Origin of the sequence: Pseudomonas sp. 1912-s (assembly GCF_029269205.1) — a bacterium.
Taxonomy (GTDB): domain Bacteria; phylum Pseudomonadota; class Gammaproteobacteria; order Pseudomonadales; family Pseudomonadaceae; genus Aquipseudomonas.
Genome location: NZ_JARIXR010000071.1, coordinates 1 through 2,131, shown reverse-complemented (window position 1 = coordinate 2,131; position 2,131 = coordinate 1). Strand labels below are relative to the sequence as shown.

1 protein-coding gene is annotated in these 2,131 nt (G+C 60.6%); it reads right to left on the bottom strand.

Annotated elements, in window-relative coordinates:
- Positions 1 to 2,131 (bottom strand): RHS domain-containing protein (locus tag P3C29_RS32565; protein ID WP_275966459.1); only part of this gene is annotated, 2,131 nt, incomplete at both ends.

The window sequence follows — 2,131 nt, the reverse complement described above, 5'->3', positions numbered from 1 at the left end:
CCAGCTTCGCGATTTGGCCGTAGGCGCGGTAGTGGGCGGACCAGACGATTTCGCCGTCGGGGGCGGTGAGTTCTTGTGGCGTGCCGAGGTGGTCGAGTTGGTAGTGGAAGGGTTTTACGTCTTCCGGGCCGTAGCCTTTCAGCAGCGCTAACGGTCGGAAGCTGTTGGGTTCGTAGAGGTAGCTTTGGTGGTGATCGGCGCTGTGCTCGGCGACCAACATGTCGCCTTGCCAGAAAAACTCGGTGGTCTGGCTGTTGACGACTTTGGCGACGCGTCGTCCAAACGGGTCATAGCGATAGCTGGCCTGGCGGCCGCCGGGTTGGGTGACGCTGATCAGCCGATGCTGGCAGTCATATCGATATTCGGTGACCAACTGCTGGTCGCGGCCCCGGCGCTCGCGCAGGAGATTGCCGAAGGCGTCATAGTCGTAATGACGATCGCCTTGCATCAGCAGGCGGTTGCCTTTGATCACACTCGGCCCGACGCGGTCTTGCATCAGCAGGTTGCCCGCCGGGTCGTGGAAGAAGCGTTCCTGCAGGTCGTGCGAGTGGTTGGCGCGGGTCAGGCGGTCGAGTGGGTCGTAGTGGTAGTCGTGCTGGCCTTTGCGGGTATCGAGGATGCGGGTCAAGTTGCCGCGCTGGTCGTAGTCGTATTGGCGGCGCTGGTGACGTTGTCCCTGCTGGGTGATGGCATGGGCGTGCAGGCGGCCCTGGTCGTCGTAGTGGTAGTGGCTGAGAAGCTGGCCCTGCTGGCGCTGGTGTTCGCGGCCGGATTTGAACAGGTGCGAGGTGAGCGGGTTGCCATTCAGTTCGACGGTGGCGAGGTCGCCGCCTTTGTCGTGGTGGAAGGCGAGGCGGTTGTTGTCGGGCAGGCGCAGGTAGTTGAGTTGCCCGCATTCGTCGTAGCGGTAGCGCAATGTGCCCCAGCCTTGGTGTTCGGCAGTGAGGCGGTTTTGCAGGTCGTATTCGTAGTGCAGCGGCCAATGACCATCATCGACGCTGAGGAGATTGCCGAGGCGGTCGTAGGCGTATTCGACGATGCTGCGGTCGGGCAGGGTTTTTCGTACAAGGCGGCCGGCGCTGTCTCGCTGATAACCGGTAACCAGCTGGCTGCCATCGTCGCCGTATTCGGTCTTTTCCAGCAGATGGCCGGCGAGGTCATAAACGTAAGCCGTGCGGCGACCATCAAAGCCGGTTTCCTGCTGGATCAGGCCGTTGGTGTGATAGTCGAGCCGATAGGTTTCCCCGACTTCGTTTTCAATCTCGGTCAGTAGCAACCGGACATTGTCGTAACGGTATTTGAGCTGTGTGCCGTCGGGATTAATCCGACGGCTGATCAGGTGCAGGCCGTCGGCATACTCGTAGCGAGTAACCCGCCCCAGTTCGTCGCGCTCGGCGGTGATTTTTCCGTACGGGTTGTAGCTGAATTCGCGAGTGGCACCGCCCGGCTGAATCACCTTCAGCAAACGACCTACGGCGTCCCACTGATACTGGGTCAGTGCACCGTGCTCATCCTCGCAAACCACCTGCCGTCCGAGGTCGTCATAGCGATAGCGCCGCACACCGCCATTCGCCAATTTCTCTTCGGTGAGCTGGCCACGCTCGTTCCAGATAAATCGCTGACTGCTGTTGTCCGGGTGCCAGACGCCGGAGAGTTTTCCGTGTTTGGTGTAGGTGTATTCGGTGTAGTTGCCGTCCGGATCGGTCTTGCGGGTGATATCGCCTTGATCGTTACGCTGGTATTTCCAGACCGCTTCACCACGGCGTACAACTCGGACGAAACCGTTGTCATGCTCGTAGGATGTGGGTGCATCGTCACTGGGAAACAGCGCAATCAACCGACCGGCTTCGTCGTACTGATACGCCGTCACCGCCCCGAGTGGATCCTGCTCGACGGTCAGCCGGCCTTTTTCATCGTAGGATTTGAAGTGCTCGGCGCCGTCCGGATCAATCCGTTGCACCAGCCGTGCGCGCTGGTCGTGGACGTAGACTTCCTGGCTGCCATCGGCGTTGTGCACAGTGACCGTGCCGTTGTCATCCCACACATACCGCGTGTCCATCTGGGAAAAGCTGGCCCAATGCCGGACGCATCGCGCCGCCTTGCCGGACCGTTCCCACTCCCAGAAAAAACT